General features: G+C 52.8%; 27 protein-coding genes. 14 read left to right on the forward strand and 13 right to left on the reverse strand.

Going from position 1 to position 25,440, the window contains the following annotated elements; all coding sequences use genetic code 11:
• Positions 1-66: 66 nt before the first annotated feature.
• The 3 genes from B2Z72_RS15005 to B2Z72_RS15015 all read right to left on the reverse strand — a co-directional run bounded on the left by B2Z72_RS15005 (position 67) and on the right by B2Z72_RS15015 (position 2,704).
• On the reverse strand, positions 67-1,473 hold the full coding sequence (locus B2Z72_RS15005; protein ID WP_296981475.1) for a phosphate ABC transporter substrate-binding/OmpA family protein: 1,407 nt from the start codon (positions 1,471-1,473) through the stop codon (positions 67-69).
• A 101-nt stretch (positions 1,474-1,574) separates the two neighbouring features.
• Positions 1,575-2,297: an START domain-containing protein gene (locus B2Z72_RS15010; protein WP_296981473.1), complete on the reverse strand. Its 723-nt coding sequence runs from the start codon at positions 2,295-2,297 to the stop codon at positions 1,575-1,577.
• 110 nt (positions 2,298-2,407) lie between these two features.
• Positions 2,408-2,704 carry a BolA family protein gene (locus B2Z72_RS15015; RefSeq protein WP_296981472.1) on the reverse strand — a complete coding sequence of 99 codons (297 nt, stop codon included), beginning with the start codon at positions 2,702-2,704 and terminating at the stop codon, positions 2,408-2,410.
• Between the two features lie 220 nt (positions 2,705-2,924).
• Here B2Z72_RS15015 and B2Z72_RS15020 point away from each other — a divergent pair, with 220 nt between their 5' ends.
• Entirely contained in the window at positions 2,925-3,611 is a 687-nt protein-coding gene (locus tag B2Z72_RS15020; protein ID WP_296981470.1) for a hypothetical protein, read from the forward strand.
• 84 nt (positions 3,612-3,695) lie between these two features.
• Here the strand turns inward: B2Z72_RS15020 and B2Z72_RS15025 are convergent, their stop codons facing one another.
• Positions 3,696-3,887 (reverse strand): hypothetical protein, encoded by a 192-nt coding sequence (locus tag B2Z72_RS15025; protein ID WP_296981467.1) that lies wholly within the window; start codon positions 3,885-3,887, stop codon positions 3,696-3,698.
• A gap of 200 nt (positions 3,888-4,087) precedes the next feature.
• Between B2Z72_RS15025 and ylqF the strand changes: the two genes are divergently transcribed.
• Positions 4,088-4,996, forward strand: a complete 909-nt coding sequence (gene ylqF, locus B2Z72_RS15030; RefSeq protein ID WP_296981465.1) for a ribosome biogenesis GTPase YlqF — start codon at positions 4,088-4,090, stop codon at positions 4,994-4,996.
• Positions 4,997-5,004: 8 nt separating this feature from the next.
• Here ylqF and B2Z72_RS15035 read toward each other — a convergent pair whose 3' ends face one another.
• Together B2Z72_RS15035 and B2Z72_RS15040 are read right to left on the reverse strand one after the other, a co-directional pair.
• Positions 5,005-5,442, reverse strand: a complete 438-nt coding sequence (locus B2Z72_RS15035; protein WP_296981463.1) for a DUF695 domain-containing protein — start codon at positions 5,440-5,442, stop codon at positions 5,005-5,007.
• An 86-nt stretch (positions 5,443-5,528) separates the two neighbouring features.
• A complete protein-coding gene (locus tag B2Z72_RS15040; protein ID WP_296981460.1) occupies positions 5,529-6,392 on the reverse strand; it encodes an MBL fold metallo-hydrolase in 864 nt (287 codons plus the stop codon).
• Between the two features lie 103 nt (positions 6,393-6,495).
• Between B2Z72_RS15040 and B2Z72_RS15045 the strand changes: the two genes are divergently transcribed.
• The 3 genes from B2Z72_RS15045 (at position 6,496) to B2Z72_RS15055 (ending at position 8,239) form a co-directional block, all read left to right on the forward strand.
• Positions 6,496-6,852, forward strand: a complete 357-nt coding sequence (locus B2Z72_RS15045; RefSeq protein WP_297005211.1) for an ArsR/SmtB family transcription factor — start codon at positions 6,496-6,498, stop codon at positions 6,850-6,852.
• 279 nt (positions 6,853-7,131) lie between these two features.
• Positions 7,132-7,617 (forward strand): DUF2489 domain-containing protein, encoded by a 486-nt coding sequence (locus tag B2Z72_RS15050; RefSeq protein WP_296981456.1) that lies wholly within the window; start codon positions 7,132-7,134, stop codon positions 7,615-7,617.
• A 55-nt stretch (positions 7,618-7,672) separates the two neighbouring features.
• Positions 7,673-8,239, forward strand: a complete 567-nt coding sequence (locus B2Z72_RS15055) for a YceI family protein (RefSeq protein WP_296981455.1) — start codon at positions 7,673-7,675, stop codon at positions 8,237-8,239.
• A 44-nt stretch (positions 8,240-8,283) separates the two neighbouring features.
• Here B2Z72_RS15055 and B2Z72_RS15060 read toward each other — a convergent pair whose 3' ends face one another.
• From B2Z72_RS15060 to B2Z72_RS15070, 3 genes are all read right to left on the reverse strand, one after another.
• Positions 8,284-8,514 carry a hypothetical protein gene (locus B2Z72_RS15060; RefSeq protein WP_296981453.1) on the reverse strand — a complete coding sequence of 77 codons (231 nt, stop codon included), beginning with the start codon at positions 8,512-8,514 and terminating at the stop codon, positions 8,284-8,286.
• A gap of 59 nt (positions 8,515-8,573) precedes the next feature.
• On the reverse strand, positions 8,574-9,410 hold the full coding sequence (ppk2, locus tag B2Z72_RS15065) for a polyphosphate kinase 2 (RefSeq protein WP_296981452.1): 837 nt from the start codon (positions 9,408-9,410) through the stop codon (positions 8,574-8,576).
• A 65-nt stretch (positions 9,411-9,475) separates the two neighbouring features.
• A complete protein-coding gene (locus B2Z72_RS15070; RefSeq protein ID WP_296981450.1) occupies positions 9,476-10,471 on the reverse strand; it encodes a GGDEF domain-containing protein in 996 nt (331 codons plus the stop codon).
• A gap of 168 nt (positions 10,472-10,639) precedes the next feature.
• Here B2Z72_RS15070 and murI point away from each other — a divergent pair, with 168 nt between their 5' ends.
• The 4 genes from murI (at position 10,640) to B2Z72_RS15090 (ending at position 14,310) form a co-directional block, all read left to right on the forward strand.
• Positions 10,640-11,482, forward strand: coding sequence for a glutamate racemase (gene murI / locus B2Z72_RS15075; protein WP_296981449.1), 843 nt, complete (start codon positions 10,640-10,642; stop codon positions 11,480-11,482).
• Positions 11,483-11,549: 67 nt separating this feature from the next.
• Positions 11,550-12,101: a GTP cyclohydrolase I FolE gene (gene folE, locus B2Z72_RS15080; protein ID WP_296981448.1), complete on the forward strand. Its 552-nt coding sequence runs from the start codon at positions 11,550-11,552 to the stop codon at positions 12,099-12,101.
• A 31-nt stretch (positions 12,102-12,132) separates the two neighbouring features.
• Positions 12,133-13,512 carry a cardiolipin synthase gene (gene cls, locus B2Z72_RS15085; protein ID WP_296981447.1) on the forward strand — a complete coding sequence of 460 codons (1,380 nt, stop codon included), beginning with the start codon at positions 12,133-12,135 and terminating at the stop codon, positions 13,510-13,512.
• 69 nt (positions 13,513-13,581) lie between these two features.
• A complete protein-coding gene (locus tag B2Z72_RS15090) occupies positions 13,582-14,310 on the forward strand; it encodes a chalcone isomerase family protein (RefSeq protein ID WP_296981445.1) in 729 nt (242 codons plus the stop codon).
• A gap of 133 nt (positions 14,311-14,443) precedes the next feature.
• Here the strand turns inward: B2Z72_RS15090 and B2Z72_RS15095 are convergent, their stop codons facing one another.
• Positions 14,444-15,043: an OmpW/AlkL family protein gene (locus B2Z72_RS15095; protein WP_296981444.1), complete on the reverse strand. Its 600-nt coding sequence runs from the start codon at positions 15,041-15,043 to the stop codon at positions 14,444-14,446.
• A 285-nt stretch (positions 15,044-15,328) separates the two neighbouring features.
• Here B2Z72_RS15095 and B2Z72_RS15100 point away from each other — a divergent pair, with 285 nt between their 5' ends.
• Positions 15,329-17,089 (forward strand): hypothetical protein, encoded by a 1,761-nt coding sequence (locus B2Z72_RS15100; protein WP_296981441.1) that lies wholly within the window; start codon positions 15,329-15,331, stop codon positions 17,087-17,089.
• Between the two features lie 51 nt (positions 17,090-17,140).
• Here B2Z72_RS15100 and B2Z72_RS15105 read toward each other — a convergent pair whose 3' ends face one another.
• Together B2Z72_RS15105 and B2Z72_RS15110 are read right to left on the reverse strand one after the other, a co-directional pair.
• A complete protein-coding gene (locus tag B2Z72_RS15105) occupies positions 17,141-18,946 on the reverse strand; it encodes an acyl-CoA dehydrogenase C-terminal domain-containing protein (protein ID WP_296981440.1) in 1,806 nt (601 codons plus the stop codon).
• A gap of 397 nt (positions 18,947-19,343) precedes the next feature.
• Complete coding sequence (locus B2Z72_RS15110) at positions 19,344-21,077, reverse strand: AMP-binding protein (RefSeq protein ID WP_296981439.1); 1,734 nt, start codon at positions 21,075-21,077, stop codon at positions 19,344-19,346.
• A gap of 159 nt (positions 21,078-21,236) precedes the next feature.
• Between B2Z72_RS15110 and B2Z72_RS15115 the strand changes: the two genes are divergently transcribed.
• The 3 genes from B2Z72_RS15115 to B2Z72_RS15125 all read left to right on the forward strand — a co-directional run bounded on the left by B2Z72_RS15115 (position 21,237) and on the right by B2Z72_RS15125 (position 23,951).
• Positions 21,237-22,298 (forward strand): AraC family transcriptional regulator, encoded by a 1,062-nt coding sequence (locus B2Z72_RS15115; RefSeq protein WP_296981437.1) that lies wholly within the window; start codon positions 21,237-21,239, stop codon positions 22,296-22,298.
• Between the two features lie 148 nt (positions 22,299-22,446).
• Positions 22,447-22,902: a hypothetical protein gene (locus tag B2Z72_RS15120; RefSeq protein ID WP_296981436.1), complete on the forward strand. Its 456-nt coding sequence runs from the start codon at positions 22,447-22,449 to the stop codon at positions 22,900-22,902.
• A gap of 107 nt (positions 22,903-23,009) precedes the next feature.
• Positions 23,010-23,951, forward strand: a complete 942-nt coding sequence (locus B2Z72_RS15125) for a fructosamine kinase family protein (protein WP_296981434.1) — start codon at positions 23,010-23,012, stop codon at positions 23,949-23,951.
• Positions 23,952-24,011: 60 nt separating this feature from the next.
• Here the strand turns inward: B2Z72_RS15125 and pdxH are convergent, their stop codons facing one another.
• The gene (gene pdxH, locus B2Z72_RS15130) at positions 24,012-24,653 is read right to left on the reverse strand and encodes a pyridoxamine 5'-phosphate oxidase (RefSeq protein WP_296981433.1); all 642 of its coding nucleotides are present in this window, start codon (positions 24,651-24,653) and stop codon (positions 24,012-24,014) included.
• A gap of 241 nt (positions 24,654-24,894) precedes the next feature.
• On the opposite strand from pdxH, the gene B2Z72_RS15135 reads away from it, so the two are divergent.
• On the forward strand, positions 24,895-25,350 hold the full coding sequence (locus B2Z72_RS15135; protein ID WP_296981430.1) for an RDD family protein: 456 nt from the start codon (positions 24,895-24,897) through the stop codon (positions 25,348-25,350).
• The last annotated feature ends 90 nt before the right edge of the window (positions 25,351-25,440 follow it).

Consider the following 25,440-nt stretch of genomic DNA (forward strand, 5'->3'; position numbering starts at 1 on the left):
CTTAAGTGAACAGCATTGCGGCAATGCCGAGTTTTTTTATGTCGTCAGACAGGCAAAGTCCGCAGCTTACAGTCCGGAATCCGCCACATCTGCGCCGGAGATAACGGAACCTGCGGCAGCAGAAGCATGACGAACCCACACTTCCACCCGGCGGTTTTTGGTTTTACCGTCGTTTCCGGTCAGTGAAGCCACCGGCATATTAGCGCCATAACCCAGTGACGCCTCAGGATAAATCCCCTTGCGCACCAGCTCACGACGTACAGCCATCGCGCGCAGTTTGGATAACAGATCGGAACGGGCTTCATCCTTTTTGTTATCACCAAAGCCCACCAGAACCAGTTCCGATTGCGGATGTTCCTGCACGTAGTGCACCAGACGATCGAGATCACGCAGGGCCTTGTTATCCAGCTTGGCGCTGCCTTCGTAAAAGCGGAAATTAATGGTCAGACGCTGCGCATCGGCGGTAATTTCGCGGAAATCCGCCGGCAGTTCAGCGTAAGACTCCGGCATAACGGCTTTCACTTCCTGTGAAATAAAACCCGTGTCCGCAACGATCTGCTGGCCCTGATTTTCGGTCACGAACTGAATAAATTCACCAACGTAAGGATTGGCCGGAGTATCGTCGGTGTACATATACAGGCGACGGGAAAGCGCGTAGTCCTCTGTGGCAACTGTCAGCTTATTCGGCATCAGGGATTTGGCAGCACCATCCGATACTGACAACAGTTTTGACTGACGCACAGATGACAGGCCAACAAAACCGATACCGCCTACGTCGCTGCTGACCGCATCGGACAGTTCGGCGTTGGATTCGTAGCGCTTGGCAGAATCAATCAGCTTGAAATGCTTGCCCAGCACCATGCCTTTGAAGCTGTCCCAGGTACCGGATTTATCATCCCGGGCGTACACATGAATCGGACCCGACATACCGCCGACTTCGGCCCAGTCGGTGTAACCACCGGAGAAGATCTGAGCAATCTGTTCCACGCTGAGATCCGCCACCGGATTATTCGGATTAACGATGATCGCCAGACCGTCGATGCCAACAATATGCTCGCTGGCCGGGCTGCGCATGTCCGCCATGCCTTGCAGCAGAGCGACTTCTTTATCTTTCGCCGGACGCGAAGCCGCTGCAATATCAGCATCACCGCTTTTTAATCCGGTAAAGCCTGTGCCGGAGCCGTGGGCGGCAACCTTCACTGATACCTGGCTGCGGGTACCCACCTGACCGGTAATGAGCATTTCGTTTTCCACGCCGGTGGCGGAAGTACGGATATCCTCAGCACCTTTAGCCTGTAACCAGGCTTTCGCCAGGTTGGGCGCCAGCTCAGCACCAATGGTGTTCGAGCCATGGATTGTCAGGATACGGTTGTCACCGTCACCCAGATCATCAGAGAAAGGCGCCGGCGCAGCGTGGACGGCAACAGAAAACAAAGAAAGGATAAAGGGCAGAATGTGTGCGCGGAAATTCATGGCGTCCAATTCACTAGATGAGTTTGCCGCGCACTTTATGAAGGTTTTGTTACAGGAGAATGACAACATTGATACAAAACTATGAATTTGCTCAATCGCAGTCAGTTATCATTCAATTGGGCCATCTCGTGAATATGGCCTAAAACAGCCTGCCGATAGACGGTTTCCTGTACCAGGTTCCGCATATTCCGTAATGTTTCGTACGGGTTGTCCACCACCACACGATTGGCAAGCCAGGCCGGGATACCGCCACCCGGTTCTGCATGCACCTGATAGATGACTTCTACCATGCCATCATCCTGCGGGATGAACTGCCAGAAACCATGCATCTGGCGTATACGCAGAAACTCCTCCACCACCGGAAAAGCATCGGCATTGGCTTCCATCTCAATCGTAATGGCCCCTGAGGTCTCATCCTGAATCAGCAGACTGCGGAAGACACTGTCACGATCACTTACCGGCCAGGGCGCATCCGTCACCATATAAAAGAGTTTATCGGTGGGGGAATTCTGCTCAATCAATTCCAGAGCACGGCACTGATAAATCCAGCGTGGCGCGGCACTGCTGTCTTCCACCAGCGCAACCAGCGACTGCAGCCGGGTTGCAAGCACCATTTCTGCGCGGAATTCCTGTAATTCAGAGCCTTCGACAGATCGGGTATAGACGTCAATTCCATCTTCCGACTTGCGCAGCTGCCACTCGGCATTTTTACCGTCGGCCCGGACTGCCGCTGAAGCAGACAGGCCCAAAGCGGTCAGGGCAATAAAGCAAACGAAGAAAACAGCAGGGATACGCTGGCGGGGAAAGGACAACAGCAGTGACATAACGGATTCCGGACAAACATCATGTCCCGAGCATGCCTGCCCTGCTGTCTGCGCTCAAGGTTCGCTGCGGCCATTCCGGCCGGATGGCCGCCGCGGAGTATAACCTGCTGTCAGTGCTTCCCCTGACAGTTTGGTGAGGCCGGAACTTCAGCATCCTGCCATTCTGCTGGTGTATACAGATGCAGCGCCAGAGCATGCACCGGACCGGCCAGTTCATCAGCAAGAATTTTGTAGACCGACTGATGGCGGGCTACCACACGCTTGCCGTCGAATTCATCGCTGACCAGAACCAGCTTGAAGTGAGAATCCGTGGCCGGCCCGGCATGATCGTGGCTTTCGTTGATCAGCTCCAGATGCTGTGGATTAAGCGCTGCCACTTTGGACTTAATAGTTTCTTCAATGCTCATAACATGCTCCTTAATTTGGCCATTACTATAAATTACCGCCGGCACAGGGCAAAGCACCAGCGTCTTCCATTCACCGCTCAAGTCACCGCTCAAGTGCATGCGAAGCGGCTGACAAAACGACCGCAGGCGGCTGAGCGCTATTGATGAAAAAGCTGTAAGCCTATACAGTATCCGGTCTCCTAAAGAACACTCTGACCAACCAACCTGACGGAAGCCAAACATGCAGGATTTTGACACTACCAGCACACAGTCTCTGATCGACCGCTACTACGAGGAAGAAAAAGCGCAACGTGAAATAGAGCAGACTCTGGCTGCCCTCACCATGCGCCTGGATGCCAACGATCTGGCCATGCTGAATGTCATCGCGCGCCGCTTCCGCAAAACCCGTGATGAAGTCGCTCAGGAAGTCCTCTCCAATGCCCTGATCGATCTGTTCGCCCGCCTGGACGCTGGTGAACGTAAACTGATCGCCCGCGATGCTGATGATGCAGCGCGTAAACTGGCCGATGAGATCGCTGAAGAAAACGGCGTAGCCAATGTGGAAGTGAAAGCCGGTGTGTGGGCTAACCACGACCGCCAGATCACCAAGCTGGAACGTAAGAAAGCCAAAATGCTGGAACAGCAGCAGGCAGCACAGAAAGCAGCGGCCAAAGCGCCTGTGACCCAGGAAGACGACAGCTCAGATTACGATGACAGTGATGACGCAGATGATGATAACAGCTACGACACCGACATCAGCACTGATAGTACCGACTCTGAGCTGCAACAATCAGAACAGGCAGAAAACTCTGAAAGCGATGAGATGACCGCTGCTGACGATCAGGCAGAAGATGACAGCGCAGCGGCGCCGGAAGAAAGCGCAACTGAGCACAAAGAAGACGCGAAAGTCTCTATGTTTGGCAGCTGAGTGCCGTCAAACAAAGTACTGGCTTGATGAAAGCCTGCTGAAAAGCCCGCCCTGCGGGCTTTTTTTATGCCTGGCGTAATGTCTTTACTTACGCCAGATTCTTAGCTCACGGAATTCCCCCGGCCCGGCCTGCATCCAGAGAACCTCATGGTCATCTGAGAATACAAAGCGGTTACCCAGCAGAAACCCCGATCGCCGGCGACCGGAAACGGTGGCAGATGCCTGACGGCCCTGCTTCTTCACGGTCTCGGCAATGTCTTCAGGTAAGAGATCCATACATGTCTCCAATCCGACCACAATCACCCGCAACGAACACGGAAGAGATTAATACGTCATTGTGACAGCTCTGTGTCTCCCCCGGCCGGTCGCGGCTTACACGGCGACCGCGCCTGAGAGTGAGTGGGCACTTGTACCTGTGCTCCCTTGCTTTACAATGTGCCGCCCTTTCATTCAGTCGTCAATCGGAAAGCGTCACTATGGCCATTCAATGGTTCCCCGGACACATGAACAAAGCCCGCAAGAAGATCAGCGAGGCCATGCCTGGCATTGATCTGGTGGTGGAAGTTCTCGATGCCCGCCTGCCCTGGTCCAGTACCAACCCTCTGGTTGATGAACTGCGCGCGGACAAAACCTGCATCAAGGTACTGAACAAAGCCGATCTGGCCGACCCTGAGGTAACCCGCCAATGGGTGGATTACTTCGACAGTCAGATGAACACCAAAGCCCTGCCGCTGGTAGCCGAAGACCGCAATCAGGTGAAGAAGCTGATTACTCTGTGTAAGCAGCTGGGGGCGGCGCGCGCAGAGAAAAAACAGGCTATCCGCATCATGATCATGGGGATTCCGAACGTTGGTAAATCCACTCTGATCAATGCACTGGCCGGACGCTACATCGCCAAAACCGGTAACGAACCGGCAGTGACCAAATCCAATCAGATGATTGATCTGAAAAACGGGCTGGTGCTGTCCGATACTCCGGGAATCCTGTGGCCCAAGTTTGAAAATGAAAATTCAGGCTACCGGCTGGCTGCCAGTGGTGCGGTCAAAGATACCGCCATGGAATACACAGACGTCGCCACCCACGCACTGGGCTATCTGTTGCAGCATTATCCGGATGCCCTGTCTGCACGTTACAAATTCAAAGCCTTACCGGCCAGCGCCAGCGAAGCACTGGAAACGGTTGCCGCCAAACGTGGCTGCCTGAAACCGGGTGGTATCGCCGATCTGCACAAAGCGGCGGAACTCACGCTGCATGAATTACGTGCGGGTAAGATAGGTAAGATTTCGCTGGAGAACCCAGTGCTGGTAGAAGCGGAAATCGCCGCCCTGGAAGAAGAGCGGCGTCTGCGCGAAGAAGCGCTGAAAGAGGAAAAAGACGGCCAGTAATTTACTGCTCAGTCGTCTTTTTTAATCACCTCGAAGACCTGCACAAACGTGCTCCATTCAGGGTCCTCATCAGCAACAATTTCAATCGGATACAGACCATCAGTGGTTGGAATCGCATCCAGCCCCTGCTGCAGTAATTCCAGATCGCGGCAATAGATGACCCATTGATTCGTGCCATTATTGGTCAGCATCATGGTCACCACGGCGTTACCATCTGCTTCCAGGCAAGTCTGCAGATGCTCATTGAACGCCAGAATGCGGCTTTGCTCCTTAAGATCAGGGAAACCGGTCTGCTCATCAATGTGCTCTGCGGTCCAGGCAATCTGTACGCACAGTGGCAGCTGGCCGGCGTCTTTAACCGCCCGCCAGTCTTCGCGGTATTGGATACTGATGGGCCGGTCCCTGAGCGTACCGGTTGCCCTCACCCAGCGATTGTTCGCCAGCATGGCCTTATTCCTTTTGGTTTGGATACATTCAGCCTAATATAAATTCAGCCAAATGCAACGCAGAACCGGCACCAACAGCGCGCTGATTACAGCAGATTGAGGGGCAATTTAAGATAAGCCACACCGTTATCCTCAGCTTCCGGCAAAGCACCGGCACGGATATTCACCTGCAGTGACGGCAGTATCAGGCGTGGCATTTCCAGCCCCGCATCACGCTCGCTGCGCATGCGGATAAACTCATCGCGGCTGACATCGTCCTTCATATGAATGTTGCTGCGACGTTGTTCGCCAACGGTCACCGCTGACGTAACCGGTCGACCTTCCGGCGGGTAATCATGGCACAGGTGAATCACCACATCGTCACCCAATGCCATCAGCTTGTGCACGGAATCCCACAGGGTTCCGGCATCACCGCCCGGAAAATCACAGCGGGCGCTGCCGACATCCGGGGCAAAAATGGTATCGCCAACAAACACATCACTGTCATTCACCAGCAGGCTGTGACAGGCCGGCGTATGTCCGGGCGTGGCGATCGCTTTAATATGGGTGGAACCTAACAGCAGCTCTTCACCGTCTTCAATGAGGTGATCAAACTGATGGCCGTCAGCAACGAAACGCTCACCTTCGTTAAAGATCTTTTTAAAGGTGCCCTGAACGGTTGTGATAGGCGACCCGATCACAATCGCCGCTCCGGTCTGGCCGCGAATATAGTCCGCCGAGGTCAGATGATCGGCATGGGCATGGGTCTCAAGCACGTATTGCAGGCTGAGCTTCCGCTCACTGACACGATTGAGGATAGCGTCGATAAAGCCTGTGGAAGTGCGACCGGATTTCTGATCAAAATCCAGCACAGGATCGATCAGTGCGGCCTTACCACTGCCTTCGTCAACCAGCAGATGGGTGAAGGTGAAGGTTTCCTCGTGGAAGAAGCTCTCAATCTGATGAGCCATGATGTCTCTCCTGATTATCCGTTCCGATCATTATATTAGAATATTCTTATGTAGCAATATTTGATATATACTGACCACTGTCATTGATCGGAAGTATCAGCCTATGTCGGATCAGAAACCCACCCAACCCGCACTGCAGGACTACGAAGCTCTCGAACAGCATCGCCAGGAAGCCGTGCGCCTGCTGAAGGCTCTGGCTAATGAGCACCGGCTGAATATTCTCTGCTGCCTGCGCCGTGGCGAAGTGTCTGTCAGTGAATTGTCCGCATGCCTGCCACTCAGCCAGTCCGCCCTGTCGCAACACCTTGCCTGGTTGAGAGGCGAACATCTGGTGCATACCCGCCGCTGTGCGCAGAACGTCTACTACCAGCTCAGCGATGACAAGGCCGACCGCATTATCCGTGTCCTCAACAGCCTGTACTGCAACGCTGGAGACATCAGCAATGAAACAGAATCCTGAACACAAAACGCGATCGACAGACCACCCGCAGGCAGAGACTGTTGCACAGACCTCCTGCCGCGACAGCCGCTACGAAGTCGCAGCCCATCGCAGTGGTCCGCGCCTGCGGGTGCGCTACCGTGAGGGGTCGGTATCCCCTGATGATAAGCACTGCCGGCTTTGCAACTGACCGGACTGCCGTTCTGACTGCCGAAGGAATTTACTTTTCCTTATAAACTGCGGGCTTAAGTAACCGCTCGCGGGGCGTTATCATAACGTCTCTGATCACCGGAGCGTTTCATGACAACCACCTACATTGTACTGCTGGCCCTCGCCCTTCTTATTATCGCCAGCCTCGGCGCCTACGCCTTACATCTCTTGCGCCGCGTTAAACAAACAGAAGCGCTGCAAAAAGAAGAAGAAGCGCTGGCGGAAATGAATCTGCGCAAACGCCAGCAGGACTTACTGCAGGACATCCGCTTTATCTCCCGCTCCGTGGTTGAAGAACAATGCGAAATAACTGAGGGCGTAATGCGGCTGCACTATCTGGTGACGGCACTCGATCCGGTTACCTGGCAGGCCAGTGAACTGACAGCCGTCCGCAGTCACCACAGCGCCACCTCGGATATGCCAATACTTGAAGCCTACAAGGCACTGACACCAAAGCAGCAGTTCGCCATTGATAAAAAGCGGCTGACGCTGGAAGAAGACAATCAGGCCAGCATCCGTCAGGAACTCAAATGGCTTTGCAGACACCAATTCCCGAATGTCACGCTTCTTCAATAATCATAAGTCAGGCTGAAGCGTCAGAATTAACCATTAAAATATAAAGGTACTTAGTATGCGCTCTCTGATTTTATGTTCCGCACTGCTTGCTTCTCTCAGTCACGCTGACTGGGAGATAACCGCTCCGTCCAACGTCTCATTTCTGAGTACAAAAAACTCCAGCATTACCGAAGTTCATCGCTTCAATTCGGTAACAGGTACGCTGACAGAGAAAGGGTCAGCCACCATGGTCATTGACCTGACCAGCGTGAATACCGGCATTGAAATCCGTGATGAACGCATGCAGAAAATGCTGTTTGATGTTGACCAGTTCAGCAAAGCAACACTGACCACCAGCGTTGATCCGGCGCTGCTGAAAAAAGCACAATCCGGTGCTATTACAGAAGCTGACATCACCGCCAGCCTGTCTCTTCATGGTCATGAAGTAAGCATGCCGGCCAAAGTGATCATCACCCCGGCAAAAGATGGCTCAATTGTTGTCAGCAGCGCGCAACCTGTGCTGCTGCAGGCATCAGAATTTGGTCTGGTGGAAGGCATTAATAAACTGCGCGATATCGCCAAACTGCAACATATCGCAACCACTGTGCCTGTGTCGTTCACACTGACATTTAAAGCTCAGTAAAACAGTACACTAACAATCTGCCGGCCATGACGCCGGCCGACCTGTTATTTGTGCAATCCTCTGGCGCGGGTACGACTCCGCGCCAGTGCTTCATCAAAATCTTTGATGGTCTCTTCGACGGCAGCCATAACACTGGTGTTAATGGCCGATTCGATCAGAATGGACAGCGTGCCGAACGGATAATCCCCGATCTTCTGACACAACTCCTCGCCCAGCTCTGTACGGAACTGCTGCACGATTTTTTCCGCGTGTTTGTGGTGTGGACGATCCTGCATTCATACCTCCCGGCACTTTATTCATGAACGCTTAATTGCGCAGATACTGACAACCCGGCTCAGCAATCCATCGCCTGAGTCGCCGGCTGAATAATCAGCGGATCAGGCGTCAGATCCAGCGTCGTCGATTTATTGGTGTAATCCAGCTGACTCAGCACACAACGCATGGCATTCAGCCGCGCGCGTTTTTTGTCATCCGAGCGCACCACTGTCCACGGAGCATCCATGTGATTGGTGTAATAAAACATGGCTTCTTTCGCTTCGGTGTAGTCGTCCCATTTATCCAGCGATGCCAGATCTATCGGGCTCAGTTTCCACTGTTTCAGCGGATCAACCTGACGGCTCTGAAAACGTCGCAGCTGTTCATGGCGACTGACCGAAAACCAGAATTTAACCAGGCGGATACCGGAGCGCACAAACATACGTTCCAGCTCAGGTACTTCGCGCATAAATTCGAGATAGTCGTTATTGGAACAGAAGCCCATCACCCGCTCGACACCGGCGCGGTTGTACCAGGAGCGGTCGAAAAATACCATTTCGCCTTTCGCTGGCAGATGTTTAATATAACGCTGAAAATACCATTGTGACGCTTCGGTCTCGCTGGGTTTTTCCAGCGCCACTACACGGGCACCACGGGGGTTAAGGTGTTCCATAAAGCGCTTGATGGTGCCCCCTTTACCGGCGGCATCCCGGCCTTCGAAGACGATAACGATCTTCTGACCCGTCTCTTTCACCCAGCTCTGCATTTTCAATAATTCAATCTGCAGGCTTTGTTTTTCCCGCTCATAGTCGTCACGGCTCATACGCTTGCCGTACGGCAGATGCAGAGTGGATTCCTCTTGTTCTTCCACTGCCGGAATAATTAACGGCAGATGACGCTCGTTGCTGTCGCCCATGCGTACTCCTTTTCTGACTGATATTTTTACTCTACGCCGACATCACTATGACGCTCTGATGCAGGTCACTGTTCGGCGCAGATAAACTGATCGCGGCCATTATTTTTGGCCTGATAAAGATAGGTGTCCATGTGTTCGACAATCCTGCTCAGCTCAAGTTGCTGCTGTGGATGAGGTGTCAGACAAAGGTAACTGCCGGAAGCGGTTACCGGCACCCGCTTGCCAACATCGTTGACCACTTCCATCGCGCGGATGCATTCCGTAACCCGGGCTGCAACCGCCGGTAACTGATCCGGCTGGCAGCCGGGTAACAATAAGGCAAATTCTTCACCGCCAAGACGCCCGATATGATCCGTCGGGCGCATAATGCCTTTCAGTGACCGGCACAGGGTTTTCAGCACACGGTCGCCAGTAACATGGCCGTGCACATCATTGACCTGTTTAAAGTGATCAAGGTCGAAAAGTACCATGGCAAAGACGTGATATTGCCTCTGCCCCCGCGCCCACTCACGCTGATAGGCACGTTCAAAACCGCGACGGTTTTCAGCGCCGGTGAGAGGATCGGTTAAAGCCTGGCGGGCAGTTTCTTCTGTCTGTTTCACCATAAACAGACAGGCTGCAACCACCGCCGCCAGATGTTGCATAAAATCCGTTGCCATACCGCTCTGAAAGCGGTCAGCATGACGGGAATACAGGCGCAGTTGTCCGAGATAAACGTCGTTACGCAGCAACGGCAATGCAAGTCCGGTGCGCCAGGGTGGAGGCGGAGCAACCGGGCCGGCGGAAATCATCGGGACCCGCCCCTGAAAATCCAGCTGATTCAGCAATACCGCCTGTTCCAGATCCAGCGACTGCAGCATGGACGCTTTCAACTCGCCATCCGGATCACAGACTTTCAGCGTTACGGCATCCAGTTCGAACTGAGCAGGCAGACCATCCAGTAACAGGGTCAGCAGATCGAACCATGTCTGGCAGGACAAAAGCTGTAATTCAAATGCCTGTAAACGCCGCAATAAGGCTTCATTGCGCCGGGCGTTTGCCAATAGTTCTTCTAAATCCACCGGGTCTGTCTCCTGTGACACAGGCAACAAGTATAGAATATTCCTGTCATTCCGCCTGTTTATGTCACTACTGACGGAATTATGATTCATTTTGCGGTAACGGCCCGGCGTTATTCAGCGCATCGCCATAATTTGTTAAACTGCTTTCTTTTATTTGACTGACCATTCATGAATCCATCCGTTCTGGTTTTCGACTCCGGAGTCGGCGGCCTCAGTGTTCTGCAGCAGATCCGCAAGCGCTCGCCCGGACTGACGCTGAACTATCTGATGGACAGCGCGGCGTTTCCCTACGGAATCAAACGCGATGAGGTTCTGGTTAAGCGTGTACTGGATGTCTGTCAGGCTGCGGTTGATGAGCTCAGTCCCGGCGTTCTGGTAATTGCCTGCAACACCGCCAGCACACTGGCGTTGCCTGCCCTGCGTGAAGTACTGAACATCCCGGTGGTTGGCGTCGTGCCGGCAATCAAAACCGCAGCCAGCCATTGCAGCAGTGGTCATATTGGGCTGCTGGCGACGCCGGCAACGGTCAACCGTTCGTATACCGATGATCTGATCCGCGACTTCGCCGGCCATTGCCAGGTCAGTCGTTTCGGCAGCAGTGAACTGGTGCGCTGGGCTGAAGAGTGGCTGTTAAATGATGAGCCCTCTGCGCAACGGCAGGCACAACTGCGGGAACACCTGAAAAGCTGGATCGAACACAACAGTAATACTGTGCCCGCCATGAGCCATGTGGTTTTAGGCTGCACCCACTTCCCGTTACTGCGGGAACAACTGGAGCAGCTCTGGCCGCATATCCACTGGGTCGATTCCGGAGAAGCCATTGCCCGGCGGGTGGCCAGTCTGCTGCCCGGCAGTGAAGAACTGAGCAGTAAAGGTGCTCTGAACTGCTACTGGACAGATCGCCATCAGGTACCACAAGGGGCAATAAACTACCTTAGCGCCCTGAGTGACGTAATAAATCAGGGCTGTCTGGGTCCGGATTTTGTTATACAAGACATCGAGTCTGTATAAGTTTTTAAAATTTGAGTAGAATCATCGGGTATTGACGATCCCTTTGATCGATAACAACGGAATAAACATGTCAGATTTAGAATCTCTGTACCGTCAGGTACTGGCCGGACTGGGTGAAGACACCGAACGTGAAGGCCTGCTCGATACACCGAAACGCGCTGCAAAAGCCATGCAGTTCCTGACCAGTGGTTATGAGACCAACCTTACAGAGGTCATCAATAACGCCGTATTCACCAGCGACAACGACGAGATGGTCGTGGTTCAGGGCATTGAGTTCTACTCTCTGTGTGAACACCATGTGCTGCCATTTATCGGCCGCTGTCATATAGGCTACCTGCCGGATGGTCAGGTACTGGGCCTGTCCAAATTTGCCCGTATCGTTGATATGTTTGCCCGTCGCCTGCAGATTCAGGAAAACATGACCAAACAGATCGCTGAAGCGGTGCAGGAAGTGACCGGCTGTCGTGGCGTTGGCGTGATCGTCGAAGCACAGCATATGTGCATGATGATGCGCGGTGTGCAGAAGCAGAATTCCATGATGCGTACCTCAGTTATGCTGGGCGATTTCCGCTCCAGTCAGGCAACCCGCGACGAGTTTATGCGTCTGGTCGGACTCTGATTTACCTTTTCCCAGCGGGGGCTGCATAGCAATGTTTGAGTGGTGGCACTGGACGGTTGTTGTGTATGCCCTTGGCGCGGTGGCGGCGGTGGATGCATTACTGAAAAGCCGCACTGCCCAGGGCACGATTGCCTGGGTGATGGCCCTGCTGCTGATGCCGGTCATCAGCCTTCCCCTCTACAGTTTCTTTGGCAGCCGCCGTTTACACGGCTACCTTAAAGCCCGCCGCCACGGCGATCATTCCCTGAGCTTTATCGGTGAAGAAATACAGGCCGCCCTGTGTGAAAGCCGGGCTGAACCAACCCCGCTGACTCAGGCCCTGATACCGTTATTGCGTGTGCCACCGACCAGCGGCAACGCCTGCCGTCTGCTGACCACGGGGCCAGACACCTTCGAACGGATTTTCACCCGCATCAGTGAAGCCCGCCATTACATCTGCGTGCAATACTACATTCTGAACGACGATCATCTCGGCGTGGAGCTGGCCAGCTACCTGTGTGATAAAGCCCGGGAAGGACTGCCGGTGTATCTGCTGTACGATGAAATCGGCAGTCACGGTATCAGCCGCAGCTACCTGAACCGCCTGAAAGACGCCGGTGTGCAGGTATCCCGCTTCAATCCCCTGCAGCTGCGTAACCGCCTGCAGCTGAACTTCCGTAATCACCGTAAGCTGGTTATCTGCGATGGTCAGTATGCCTTTGTTGGTGGTTATAACGTCGATGAAGCCTACGTCACCGGCGACAGCATCCGCGACACACACATGGAAATATCCGGCCCTGCGGTACTGGCCTGCCAGCTGGCCTTCACCGAAGACTGGTATTGGGCAACCCAGGCGGTACCGGACATTCAGTGGCAGACACCGCGCAAAGACGGCAACTGTGATGTGATGACCATTCCGACCGGCCCGGCTGATGAAAATGAGAGTGCCAGCCTGGTGTTCACTCATCTGATTCACAAGGCCCGCCACCGTTGCTGGCTGGTCAGCCCCTACTTTGTCCCCGACCAGAGTCTGCAGGTGGCCCTGCAGCTGGCGGCATTGCGCGGTGTCGATACGCGCATTCTGATTCCCGAGAAGAATGACAACCGCCTGGTGCAACTGGCGATGGCATCCTTCATCGAGCCACTGAGCCGCTGCAAAGTGAAGTTTTTCAGTTACCGTAAAAGCTTTCTGCACCAGAAAGTGATTCTGATTGATGATGAATGGAGCTATATCGGCAGCTCAAATCTCGACAGTCGTTCCCTGCGGATCAACTTTGAGCTGGGTGCTCTGGTACAGGATAAAGACCTGGCCTGTGACGTAAAAGCTATGCTGGAAAAAGACTTCGCCAATTCCGTACCTACGCAGGTACCGAGCCACTGGTGGCAGATATTTCTGAGCCGATTGAGCCGATTGCTGGCTCCCGTACTGTGATCTCTTGATCTGTACAAAAAGCGAACATACAGTGAGCCTGACTTAATAAGAATAAAAACGGAGTCAGCCATGACAAGGACCCTTATACCCCGTCAGTTAACCCTTCTGTTCACCCGTCAGATTACCCCACATCAGATTAACCCCCATCCCCCTCAAACCAGACTTAACCTTCGTTCTCTGAAACGGATCACAACCATTGCTCTGCTGCCGCTGGCAGCACTCACACTCCCCTGCCACAGCAATGCCCGCGCCCTGACTGGCTACGAATTCCCGGAAATCATCCCGGCCACAGCAGAGCATAATGAAATGCGCCTGAACGGAGCTGCCATACGCACCATGTACTATCTGGTTGATGCCTACGCCGGCCTGCTGTACATCGAAAATCCCGGCCATGACCCGCAGGCGCTGATCGCACAGAACACCAGCAAACGACTGGTTTATCACATCCTGGTCAACCGCGTCAGCGGGCGCCGGATTGCAACGGCGATGTACGAATCACTGCAACTGAATCTGACTGAAGAAGAAGCCAACGCGATGGATGCCAGATTACAGCGGCTGGTTGAGATGTTTGATATCAGAATAGTTCGTGGTGACGTTGGCTATGTGGAATACGTGCCGGAACGGCAGGTATCCCGAATCGTTATAAACTCGGACATCAAGGGGGAAATCGAGGGTAAGGATCTGTTCGATGCACTGATGCGTATCTGGATTGGCGAACACCCGGTGTCAGCTCAATTCAAACGCGGGGTCCTTGGACTGGAAGATACAAGGACCGATCTTGCCAGCGAAGAAAACTGATCAAAGGATCGTTAACACAAGATCCTTCGTAAAGAACGCAATAACGCAGAAAATGTAGCAAAAGCAGCAAAAAGAGAAATAAAAAAGCCACGCAATGCGTGGCTTTTTCAGAGGGCTTATACGGTACAGTCGATCAGAACTTGTAACCGCCACCCACCAGAACAACCCATGGATCAACATGCAGATCAACAGCATCCAGAGCGGTCTGAGCAGTTGCATCCAGATCGATTTTCCATACAGCGACGTTAGCCATCCAGTTATCGTCGATGTTGTAGTTAGCACCAACAGAGAATGCTGCACCAGTGCTGCGGTCTACGTGGTTAACTGCGTCTTTTTCGTCGAAGAAGAAAGTGTAGTTAATACCAACGCCGACGTATGGCTGAATGGCAGACTCAGGAGACATTGGGTAGTACTGCAGAGATACGGTTGGTGGCAGGTGGCTTACTTCACCTACTTTACCCATGCCATCAATTTTCACTTCGTGAGTGAACGGAGTAGCAGCCAGAACTTCCAGACCAATCTGAGAAGAGATCATGTAGGTGAAAGTCAGACCCAGCTGAGTATCGTCTTCAATCTGAACTCGGGCACCACCACCCAGATCAGCACTGTTGTCGTCTTTAGGGCTTACGTTAATAACACCAGCTTTAATCATAAAATCGCCGGCTTCATAAGCCATGGCTGGCATTGCAGAAACAGCTACAGCAGTTGCTAACAGAGTTTTCAACAGTTTCATTATGCACTCCTTCATTTGTGCTCTCTGAGTTGATGGGTGCAGAGTAACGGATTGATGATTGTTCTGTTTGACACAAATCAAGAAATAAAAACGGGTGTTTTTATAGCCATAGAAACCTTGTGCCAAGTCAAGTTTGTCACCGCAACGGCCAAAACACCTATCTGCATGGCACACAGTTTTCCGGTTCTGCCAGCCGACTAAAGATTCCCCCCCATTTCATGGCCGGTGCCCGTAAAATCAGGCTATAGTTAGGCTACTTTACCTTTACCTGACAGCAACGGTTCCATGTTCAGATACTCAACGGCCCTGGGAAGACAACTGCTTACCTCTGTACTGGCATTCAGCTTTGTCATTACCCTGCTGTCTCTGTTCTATATCCTCTATTCGGACTATCAGCGCGGATTACAGCAATATGACGAAAATCTGGAACAGATTGAGAACAGCTACCGTAAAAGTCTCAGTTACAGTCTGTGGAATTTCGATGCCAATCAGATTGATGCCCAGTTGCACGGCATTCTCAACTTTCCCGGTGTTGTGTATACCTACATAGAAAACAACGACGAGGTGCTGTACAGCTCCGGCAATGTCTATAACCACGTTGATCAGCACCATCAGTTTGGCCTTTCCTACGACACACCGACCGAACACTACCCTCTGGGCGTGCTGCACATCAGCCTGGACTATTCTCAGCTGCATCAGGAATTAACCGACCAAACGGTGAATATTCTCCTCACCCAGTTTGTAAAGACCTTTACCATTTCCATATTCCTGCTGTTTATCGTCCATCAGCTGATCACCAGGCGCCTGTATGCCCTGGCCGAATGGGCGCAGGATTTCTCATTGGATACCCCCAAAGGGCCGTTATTAAAGCACCGGCGCAACGATGAAATTTCAGCCGTCAATCAGGCTATCCACCAGATGCTGATGCGTCTGCGCCAGGATATTGAAGAGCAGAAAAAGTCACATCAGCAGCTTGAGCACACCCGTAATCAGCTGACCATCGCTGTCGATAACGCTGGCATTGGCTTCTGCACCTACAATGCTGAAGCCAACAAGCTGGATAGCAACAGTCATTTTGCCGGCCACCTCGCCACCACCGAACTGGAACTGGAGTCTGTACGTCACCCGATTAACGAACTGGTGAACCGGATTGAAGGGCCCGAATCGGTGCAGCAACGTGAGCGTATCAACCAGCTGTTTATCGGACGTCTAAGCCGCGTCCATGACCTCATCTGGATCCGTGATTTCCAGCAAACCCGCCGCTATCTGGAAATCACTCTGCAGATATCACGCTACCGTGATACGCGTCCGGCCGAAATTATGATCTGTACCGTCGACCGCACTCAGGAACAGCTGGCGCTGGAACAATCCCGCGAGCTGACGCTCTCGCTGGAGAACAAAGTCACCGCCCGCACTGAAGACCTCTATAACGAGCAACTCAGATCAAAAGCGACCATTCGTAAGCTGGAACAGGATCTTGAACGCACGGCCAGCCATTACTCCAGCGAATCGCAGAAAGAAATCAATCAGCTGTTGCTGAAACAACTCCACCAGCTGGAGCCGTTAACTGACGCAGAAACCCGCCCGCGGATTCAGGCATTTATGGAATATCTGAGCGTTTCGGAAAGCAGCCCATCCAGCAGTATCGATCTGGCACTGTTGATCCGGCGCTGGGCAGAACAAACATTTGAGGCTGATAAACAGCCAATAACGGATTTACCATTTTCACTGATTATTGAAGAAAATCCTGACGTTTTTTATTTTCTGCTTAACCATCTGGTCCTGAGAAAATGCCGCAATGTCTCCGCCTCAGATTGTTCCATCGGTCTCAAACTGAACCGTGGCATGATTGAAATAAAGGCCACCCATAGCGGCCAGAACAATCAATCGGCAACGCAATCCATGACAGGAATAAGCATTGCCGACAGAGACATCGACAGTCTGTGTGAACACCTTGTCAGCACACGGTTCCAGGGCCAGCTGACGACCGAACAGGCAGAAAATGAGCAAAGCCTGACGTTACTGCTGAGCATTCGCAATCATTAATCAGGCGTTAAAAATAACGACACCGGCTGCAGAAAAGCGACAGCCGATGGCTTAAAGGCTGAAATGCTCCTCAGCAATCTGCATCAGTGACGCCGGGTCCTTCAGCATCATTTTGTTATGAGCTCTGGCCCTTGGCATCATACGGTCGTAATAAAACTCTGCAGTCTGAATTTTGGTTTTATAAAAATCGGCGTCACCTTTACCTGCTTTCAGCGCGGTATAAGCGGCATCGGCCATCTGCGCCCAGAAATACCCCATAATGACGTAACCGGACTGCATCAGATAATCGTACGATGCAGCGCCAACCATATCGCGGTTTCTGGCAGCTTTATAAGCCACACGGAAAGTACCGATACGCCAGCGCAGCATGTAACGCTTCAGCTGTTTTATAAAAGGCTTCATTTCACTGCGGTTGTTATGCTGCTTAATAAACTGATTCACTTCATGGCGGAATTCATTAAACGATTTAAGTTTGCCCAACAGAATTTTTCGCCCCAGCAGATCCAGTGCCTGTACTCCGGTCGTCCCTTCATACAGTTTGGAGATCTGTGCATCACGGATAATCTGCTCCATTCCCCATTCCTTAATAAAACCATGCCCGCCATACACCTGAACGCCATGGTTGGCGGCTTCATAACCCAGTTCGGTCAGGAAGGCTTTCAGTACCGGGGTCAGAAAACCAAGTTTATCGTCGTAAGCATCGTAGCCATGCTGATCGCCACGACTGTGCGCCGCCATCATCATGTCCGCCAGACGCGCCGCGTGATACAGCATGGCCCGTCCGCCTTCTGCAATGGCTTTCTGAGTCAGCAGCATGCGCCGTACATCGGGATGAACAATCAGAGCATCCGCAGTTTTATCCGGATGTTTTGTGCCGCTTAATGAACGCATGGAACGACGCTCCCGTGCATATGGTAAAGCACCCTGAAAGGATAATTCCGCCGCACCGATGCCCTGAATGGAGGTACCGATCCGGGCAGTGTTCATAAAGGTAAACATGCACATCAGCCCTTTATTTTCCGGACCGATAAGAAAACCCCGGGCACCATCAAAATTCATAACGCAGGTGGATGAACCGTGAATCCCCATTTTCTCTTCAATGGAACCACAGTAAACCGGATTACGGTCACCCAATGAGCCATCGTCATTGACGTGAAATTTCGGCACGATAAACAGCGAAATACCCCGGGTTCCTTCCGGTGCATCGGGCAGACGCGCCAGCACAATATGCACAATCTGTTCAGTCAGATCGTGCTCGCCGGACGAAATAAAAATTTTGGTTCCGCTCAGGTTATAGCTGCCATCACTGTTCGCCGTAGCTTTGGTTTTAACCTGACCTAGATCCGTGCCACATTGAGGCTCGGTAAGACACATGGTGCCGGTCCAGCGTCCCTCTGTCAGAGGTACCAGATAGGTCTGCTTCTGTTGCTCCGTGCCGTGCATATAAATGGTGTTCATAGCGCCCAGCGATAATCCCGGGTACATACCCCAGGACCAGTTAGCTGTGCCGATCATTTCGGATTTAATCACCCCCAACGACAGCGGCAGCCCCTGACCACCATATTCCACCGGTGCTGACATCCCCTGCCAGCCGCCTTCCACATACTGACCATAGGCTTCACGAAAACCTTTCGGCGTTGTCACTTCACCGTCACGGAACAGGCAGCCTTTATCCCCAGACTGATACAGTGGAGATATAACTTCCTCACTGAAGCGGGCAGCTTCACCCAGAATTGCATCCACCATTTCCGGGGTTGCTTCTTCCCCTCCCGGTACCTGCTGATAATGTTTCTGAAAATCAAAGACATCGTTAATCAGAAACTGAATATCTTTTAAAGGTGCTTTGTACTGAATCATATACATTCCTCTGCGGCTAACCTGTTAAAAGCGCTGCCGAAACCGTTTGCTCTGCAATTAAGCCCATCAGCCACCAGGCGCCTATGCTGTCCACTGGTGGCATAAACCACGTTGATCTCGTAAGGAGTGTCACAGACAGGCAGGATTCAGCCATTGGCCACTGGGTCGAAGGGGTAATGTCAGTTCTGCAGGTAACTTTTAGTTTTCAGCAAAAAGACGGAAGAAGAACCCTGAACAGAAAACCTGAGTCCGGAAATCCAGAAAAAGGAAGGACGAATGAAGTAACGCAGGAAGGAACAAGGGAAAGAAGCCTGTAAAAAAAGCCAGAAAAAGCAGGCACAAAAAAAGGAGATGCGTGTGCATCTCCTTTCTCTGTCAGTGCTACAGCATACGACGTTTAGGCCACCGAAGCTTGCTCTGTCTGCTTTGCTGCTTCTTCATCTTTCAGTTCACGACGCAGGATTTTGCCCACCGGAGACATCGGCAGCTCCGTGCGGAACTCAATATAACGCGGCATTTTGTAGGCAGTGAGGTTTTCCCGGCAATGACGTTTGATATCGTCCACGGTAACGTTAGCGTCCGAGGCAACGATAAACAGTTTCACCGCTTCACCGGTTTTTTCATCATTGACACCGATAACAGCGCAGTTTTCCACCGCCGGATGTTTTGCCACCACATCCTCAATTTCATTCGGGTAAACGTTAAAGCCGGACACCAGAATCATGTCTTTGATCCGGTCGACGATTTTCACATAGCCGTCTTCATCAATCACAGCAACGTCACCGGTACGCAGCCATTGGCCGTCTTCGGTAAAGCTTTCAGCAGTAGCATCCGGCCGCTTCCAGTAACCTTTCATCACCTGCGGACCTTTAACGCACAGCTCACCGCGCTCACCAATGGCGACTTCCTGCCCCTGATCATCGATGCATTTCAGTGCAGTGCCGGGAACAGCCTGCCCCACCGTGCCGTCACGTTCCAGACCGCCAGCCGGATTCATACACACAGCCGGAGAGCACTCTGTCAGCCCATAGGCTTCCGAAATACCGCAGCCGGTAAGCTCGCGCCAGCGTTTTGCGGTGTTGTCCACCAGCGCAGTACCGCCGGACAGCGTCAGGCAGAGCTTACTGAAATCGCAGTTTTTAAATTCCGGGTGATTCAGCAGCGACACAAACAGGGTGTTCAGTCCGATAAAGCCGGTCAGCTGGTGCGGCTTAATCATACGTACAAACATATCGGTATCGCGCGGGTTGGCGATCAGAATGCTCTGATCGCCCTGCTCAAACAGCGCCATCAGGTGCGTGGTAAAGGAATAAATGTGATACAGCGGCAGCGGTGCTACCACTTTTGAGCCGACATTCGGTTTGATGCGCTCGCCAGTGGCCGGATCGACCTGACGCAGAATAGCGCCGGACTGCAGCATATTGGCGACCAGATTGCGGTTAGTCAGCTCAGCGCCTTTGGCCACACCCGTGGTGCCACCTGTGTATTGCAGAATGATGGTGTCATCCGGATTACGCATGTAATTTTCGCTGAAGCGCGGGCAGGCAGCGCCCTTACTCAACGCCGTACGGAAACGCACGGCATCCGGCAGACTGTAAGCCGGTACCATTTTTTTAATGTATTTCGCCGCCGCATTAATCAGGATGCGTTTTGGCGCCGGCAACATGTCGGCCAGACGGGTGACAATCACATGCTGCAGACCGGTGCGAGCGCGGATGTTCTGCACTGAGCGGGCAAATACATCCATGCAGACCAGTGCCTTGGCACCTGAGTCGTTAAACTGATGCAGCATTTCCCGTTCGGTATACAGCGGGTTGGTATTCACCACGATCATTCCGGCACGCAGAGCACCGTACATGGCGATGGGAAACTGCAGAATATTCGGCATCTGGATCGCGATGCGGTCGCCCGGTTTCAGGCTGGTGTGATTCTGCAGATAAGCGGCGAAGGCGGCACTGTAATCGTCGATCTGACGGTATGTCAGGGTGTGATTGATGCTGGTGAAAGCTGGCCGGTCGCTGTAGCGCTGAAAGGCCTGTTCAATCACTTCAACAACAGCGTTGTACTGCTTCAGGTCGATTTGGTCAGGCACGCCGGGCGCGCGCTTACCGTCCCAGAAAGAAACGTCCACGGGGTCTACCTCTTATTTATGATTTTATTTTTGTTCTCGGCCTACTATGGCCTAAAGGTACATTGAGTAACAGTGGAAAACGTGACATCCTTCCGGTCATAGCGCGCCATAAAAACAGTCACTAACCCAGTATCAACCGGATTTTGCAGGAGCCCAGGCATGACGGAATTCCAGCCAGCAACGGTTCAGGCCTCGTCTGCCGCCAACCGGCCTTTTATCGGCACGGAATATCTCGCGCAGCTGATCGACATGCTGACGCAACAGGGAATTACCACCAGCCAACTGGCACAGGGCACCGGACTCAGTGCCCGGGTACTGGCTTCACCGCAGGAATTTATCTCGCCGCTGCAGTATCACAAGGTGATTGAAAACGCCCTGGCATTAAGTGGCGACCCGTTACTGGGCCTGGAACATGGCCGCAGGCTGAGTATTTCCAGCCATGGCTTTCTGGGTTTTGCGATTCTTGCCAGCGATACTCTGGGGCAGGCACTGTCTCTGGCGATCCGTTACGCCCGTACCCGCACACTGCTGGCGGATATCCGCTTTATCAATGATCAGGACACCGCTGTTATCCAGATCAACCATCTGGCGGCGATGCGCAGTACGTTTTCCTTCGTGGTGCAGAATATTATTTCTACCTTCGTCACCATTTCACGCTTTCTGACCCAGAACAGTGAAGAACTGACTGCCGTGGCAAAATTCACCGACGCGCCCAGCCGGCCGCTGTCGTGCTACGAAAATATCCTCGATATTCCGGTGATGTTTAATCAGCCGCACAATCAGCTGTGCATTCCCGCATTTCTGCTGGCCACCCCGGTTTCCACCGCCAACACCACGGCCCGGCGTCTGGCGGAAGCAGAGTGTGAAAAGTTACTCGCCGAGCTCGACCGCGGTCAGGATCTGGTGACTCAGATCCGCCGTAATATCGACAGCATGAATGCCTACCCGACGCTGGCGGTTATGGCCAGAACGCTCAACTCCAGTCCGCGTACGGTCAACCGCCAACTGGCCCAGCTGAACACCACTTATCAGAATATTATTGATGAAGCACGCCGGGAGAAAGCCCTGCAACTGCTGATGGAAACCCGCACATCTGTGGAAGAAATCGCCCACCAGCTGGGCTATAACGACCCTTCCAACTTCGGCCGGGCGTTCCGGCGCTGGCTGGGTATGTCGCCACGGGCATTCCGTAAAAATACCCCGACCTCGCGTCACGGCTGACAGCTCCGCATTGCGCTCTCTCACTGCTACCCCGCAGACTGCACTTGCCAAGGCCGCTTTTATCAAGGTCGCTCTTAACAAGGCTGCTATTGCCAAGTTCAGGATGCGCGGGTAGATTCGCCGCTTAATCCCCTGACAATGGTGTTTTATGTCCTACCCCCATTTTATTGCCATCGATGGCAGCTCCTGGGAAGAGCACGCCCATCCGGTGGCTATCGCCTGGTCCATGGCTGATGGTCAGATCAAAACCACGCTGATTCAGCCAGAAGATGACTGGGACGACTGGGATATATCACTGCAGGATCTGCATGGTATTAATCCGGATACCCTGTATCAGCTGGGTGAGACCATCTGGTCTGTGATCCGTGAGCTGGAAAACGATCTCGAACAGCCGCATCTGTACGCTGACGATGATGTCCGTGCCGGTGAGATGCTGGAAAAACTCTACGACGCCTGTGGGCGTGACGTGAGTTTTGAAGTAAGCCATTGCCGTGACATTCTGTCCGACGGGGTCCCGGAAGCAGAAGCCATGAACTATGTGCCCTGCGATGAACGGGTACACAGCATGCTGCTGGCCTGGGCCGCTGAAAATCAGGCAGATTGAGCCATATCCGGATGAATGCGTGATGGTTCGCTGAAGCCTTGTTAACTGATTGGCATTTTGCTCTGAGGACAGACGTTACACTGAGCAAAATGCCTGAGGTAAGCACAATGTCTTCAGTCCGCCCCCTTCATAAACAATCCGCCCCGCAATGGCAGGAAGCCCATGCCAGTGATCTGATCCGGCAGATGCTCAGTGACGCTGTACAGGGCGGTCTGCTGTTCCCTTCATCCGTTAAGCTGCTCAGTTTCAGCCAACATCAGGATGGCAATCAACGTCAGTTCAGTGTGCAGACTGAAGCCGGAGCCTTCTTTATCAAATGTCAGGGGCGGGAATACGCCACTCATTTTGAGGCTGAGCAGGCCTGTCTTCTGAAGATGATGGCAACCCAGACCATCGCGGTGTGCGCACCACTGGCCAGCGGTGTTATCGCCGACGCGGATCTTTCCTACATCGTATTGCAGCACATACCGCTGGCGGTACACGGTGACTGGTTTTCCGCCGGACAGCAGCTGGCACAGATGCACAATCATACCTCTGAGCAGGGTTACGGTTTCGACATGACAACCTATTGCGGAGAAACACCTCAGGACAACCGCTGGAACGACAACTGGGCGGATTTTTACCTAACCCAGCGGCTGGAGCCGATGTTTAACCGCTTACAGCAGACCGGTGTGCGCATCCGCGGCATGTCCCGCGCGCTGAGCAAAGCGTCCGACATGCTGAACGGCCATCAACCAGCCCCATCCCTGCTGCACGGAGATCTGTGGTCCGGCAATATTGGCTTCAACCCTGACCGGCAGATTTCCTACCCGGTGCTGTACGATCCGTCTTCCTCTTATGGCGATATCGAAACGGATCTGGCCATGACGGAACTGTTCGGCCGCTTTCCGCAGAAGTTTTATCAGGGTTATCAGTCACTGACTGAGCTTGATGCAGGCTATGAACGTCGCCGGCCGTTATACCAGCTGTATCACCTGCTCAATCATGCATTTCTGTTTGGCGGTGCTTATATTGACCAAAGCGAAAGCCAGATCCAAGATCTGGACTGAGCAATATTGGTACGACACAAAAAAACCGGCGTTGGCCGGTTTTTTTGTGATCTTAAAAGATCAGGGATTCAGGCGCTGCTTTTTCCAACTGCCATCAGCCTGAGGCTGATATTCAACCCGGTCATGCAGACGGTGTTCACCGCCCTGCCAGAATTCCATCCGCGTTGGTGTCACCCTGAAGCCGCCCCAGTGATCCGGCACCGGCACTTCTTCGTTTTCATACTGAGCAGACACATCAGCGAAGGCCTGTTCCAGTTGCGCACGATTATCCAGTGGACGGCTCTGTGCGGATGCCCAGGCACCTAACTGGCTCTGGCGCGGACGCGAGTGAAAATATTCTGCGGTCTCTTCGCGGCTGATTTTTTCGATTGTGCCCTGAACTTCCACCTGACGCTCCATCTCCATCCAGAAGAAATGCAGGCTGGCTTTACCAGTGTTGGTAAAATGCTGGCCTTTATTACTTTCATAGTTGGTGAAGAAAACGAAACCATCACCGTCGTAGGCCTTGAGCAACAATACCCGTTGCCATGGCATACCCTCACTGTCGACGCTGGCCACGGTCATAATGGTCGGCTCCAGAGGTTCGGTATCACGGTATTGTTCAAACCAGGCGTGAAACTGGGTCATCGGATCATCAGCTGCTGTTTCCTCATCAAGACGGCCCTGAGTGTACTGGCGGCGAATATCACCTAAGTTGACCATGATTCTGCGCTCCTGGTTGTTCTGTTAGCTGTTCTGTTAGCTGTTTTGTCAGCTGTCTGTTGGCTGTGCTGCCAGCGGTTCAGTCTGTGGCTGTGCAGACCCGGCTGACTCTTCTTTGCAATTTACTGCCTGCATTATCCGCCAATAGCACGCCGCTGTCTTGATCTGCTGCAGTCTCTGCTTCAGGACGCTGCGCCCGTTTGCTATGATTCCGCCGCTTGTTAATTAATCAGGAATACCGATGTCTGATCAGAACTACCCTACCGCCCCGCTGTACCGTCGGCTGGCCGCTATGATTTACGATAGCCTGATAGTATTTGCTCTGATTATTTTGGCAGAGTTTGTGATGACTGGCATTTATGTAGCAACCAATGGCGAACCTCCCGGAGGAAACATTCCAGCGTCTATCCATTACTCGGTAATGTTCATTATCTGCTTTTTCTATTACACCCACTCCTGGCTGCGTGGCGGCCAGACCATCGGCATGAAAAGCTGGCGTATTAAGCTGGTCAGTGAGTACAAACCACAGATGCGTATCAGCCAGTGTATGCTGCGCACTGGTGTTGGCTTTTTCTCGATCCTTGTTGTTGGTCTGGGTTACTGGTGGGCGCTGTTTGATAAACGTCAGCGCAGCTGGCATGACATGGCGTCGATGACGCGCATTATTTATATGCCCAAAGGCATGCAGGAAAAATAACGGCTCCGCGCCGCTTACCGGCATCAGAACAGCCAATAAAAAAGGAGGCCACGCCCACTGCTGTCCCATAAATTTCTATTTAAGCATTTT

This window comes from Thalassolituus sp. UBA6592 (genome assembly GCF_002433655.1).
Classification (GTDB): domain Bacteria; phylum Pseudomonadota; class Gammaproteobacteria; order Pseudomonadales; family Oceanobacteraceae; genus Venatoribacter.

Coding starts and splice junctions, on each gene's coding strand:
- B2Z72_RS15045 (WP_297005211.1), top strand. CDS start 6,496: ATGTCGGATCAGAAACCCACCCAACCCGCACTGCAGGACTACGAAGCT.
- B2Z72_RS15010 (WP_296981473.1), bottom strand. CDS start 2,297: ATGTCACTGCTGTTGTCCTTTCCCCGCCAGCGTATCCCTGCTGTTTTC.
- B2Z72_RS15035 (WP_296981463.1), bottom strand. CDS start 5,442: ATGCTGGCGAACAATCGCTGGGTGAGGGCAACCGGTACGCTCAGGGAC.
- B2Z72_RS15095 (WP_296981444.1), bottom strand. CDS start 15,043: ATGAAACTGTTGAAAACTCTGTTAGCAACTGCTGTAGCTGTTTCTGCA.
- B2Z72_RS15105 (WP_296981440.1), bottom strand. CDS start 18,946: ATGATTCAGTACAAAGCACCTTTAAAAGATATTCAGTTTCTGATTAAC.
- B2Z72_RS15115 (WP_296981437.1), top strand. CDS start 21,237: ATGACGGAATTCCAGCCAGCAACGGTTCAGGCCTCGTCTGCCGCCAAC.
- B2Z72_RS15060 (WP_296981453.1), bottom strand. CDS start 8,514: ATGCAGGATCGTCCACACCACAAACACGCGGAAAAAATCGTGCAGCAG.
- B2Z72_RS15050 (WP_296981456.1), top strand. CDS start 7,132: ATGACAACCACCTACATTGTACTGCTGGCCCTCGCCCTTCTTATTATC.
- B2Z72_RS15090 (WP_296981445.1), top strand. CDS start 13,582: ATGACAAGGACCCTTATACCCCGTCAGTTAACCCTTCTGTTCACCCGT.
- murI (WP_296981449.1), top strand. CDS start 10,640: ATGAATCCATCCGTTCTGGTTTTCGACTCCGGAGTCGGCGGCCTCAGT.
- ylqF (WP_296981465.1), top strand. CDS start 4,088: ATGGCCATTCAATGGTTCCCCGGACACATGAACAAAGCCCGCAAGAAG.
- B2Z72_RS15135 (WP_296981430.1), top strand. CDS start 24,895: ATGTCTGATCAGAACTACCCTACCGCCCCGCTGTACCGTCGGCTGGCC.
- B2Z72_RS15040 (WP_296981460.1), bottom strand. CDS start 6,392: ATGGCTCATCAGATTGAGAGCTTCTTCCACGAGGAAACCTTCACCTTC.
- B2Z72_RS15015 (WP_296981472.1), bottom strand. CDS start 2,704: ATGAGCATTGAAGAAACTATTAAGTCCAAAGTGGCAGCGCTTAATCCA.
- B2Z72_RS15055 (WP_296981455.1), top strand. CDS start 7,673: ATGCGCTCTCTGATTTTATGTTCCGCACTGCTTGCTTCTCTCAGTCAC.
- B2Z72_RS15125 (WP_296981434.1), top strand. CDS start 23,010: ATGTCTTCAGTCCGCCCCCTTCATAAACAATCCGCCCCGCAATGGCAG.
- folE (WP_296981448.1), top strand. CDS start 11,550: ATGTCAGATTTAGAATCTCTGTACCGTCAGGTACTGGCCGGACTGGGT.
- pdxH (WP_296981433.1), bottom strand. CDS start 24,653: ATGGTCAACTTAGGTGATATTCGCCGCCAGTACACTCAGGGCCGTCTT.
- B2Z72_RS15025 (WP_296981467.1), bottom strand. CDS start 3,887: ATGGATCTCTTACCTGAAGACATTGCCGAGACCGTGAAGAAGCAGGGC.
- ppk2 (WP_296981452.1), bottom strand. CDS start 9,410: ATGGGCGACAGCAACGAGCGTCATCTGCCGTTAATTATTCCGGCAGTG.
- B2Z72_RS15020 (WP_296981470.1), top strand. CDS start 2,925: ATGCAGGATTTTGACACTACCAGCACACAGTCTCTGATCGACCGCTAC.
- B2Z72_RS15120 (WP_296981436.1), top strand. CDS start 22,447: ATGTCCTACCCCCATTTTATTGCCATCGATGGCAGCTCCTGGGAAGAG.
- B2Z72_RS15100 (WP_296981441.1), top strand. CDS start 15,329: ATGTTCAGATACTCAACGGCCCTGGGAAGACAACTGCTTACCTCTGTA.
- B2Z72_RS15005 (WP_296981475.1), bottom strand. CDS start 1,473: ATGAATTTCCGCGCACACATTCTGCCCTTTATCCTTTCTTTGTTTTCT.
- cls (WP_296981447.1), top strand. CDS start 12,133: ATGTTTGAGTGGTGGCACTGGACGGTTGTTGTGTATGCCCTTGGCGCG.